The organism is Streptococcus sp. GMD6S, assembly GCF_000297015.1.
Genome location: NZ_AJRH01000249.1, coordinates 1 through 608, shown reverse-complemented (window position 1 = coordinate 608; position 608 = coordinate 1). Strand labels below are relative to the sequence as shown.

Annotated in this window: 1 protein-coding gene; it reads left to right on the top strand. The window is 41.1% G+C overall.

What is annotated here, in order from left to right:
- Window positions 1-87 precede the first annotated feature (87 nt).
- Window positions 88-608 (top strand): MFS transporter (locus GMD6S_RS09980; RefSeq protein ID WP_000657466.1); only part of this gene is annotated, 521 nt, incomplete at its 3' end.

Sequence of the window (608 nt, the reverse complement as noted above, 5' to 3'; positions counted from 1 at the left end):
GGTTGCACTTGTGTTTGCAGTTTTCAGCAAAAAAATATGATATACTAGGTAAGAAAAAGCGAAGAAATTATGAAAAAGGAATGAAAGATGAAAGAATTTTTTGCCCTCCCCAAGCAAATTCAAATGCGGGAATGGATGAGCTTTGTAGCACGGATTTTAGAGAGTGCCATTACTCCTTTTATGGCCATGTACTATGTTCAATATTTTGGAGCCTTTTGGGCGGGGTTATTGATGATCACAACCAAACTCATTGGTTTTTTAGCTGGGCTGTATGGTGGACATTTGGCGGATCTTTGGGGACGTAAGAAAGTCATTGACTGGGGAAACTTTGGTCTTGCGAGTGGCTACTTTCTTGTGCTGCTGGCAAATATGCCTAATCATATTTTTCCCTTTTTGACTTTTGTCGGAATGTTGCTGGCAGAGACCGCAGGAACTTTCTCTTGGCCGGCTATTGATGCGATGATTATTGATTTGACCGACGAGCAAAATCGCCGTTTCGTTTATACGATTAGTTATTGGTTTGTCAATGTATCCGTTATGTTAGGAGCAGGGCTTGCAGGTTTCTTTTACGACCACCATTTTTTTGAGTTGCTTCTGGTTTTGACGGT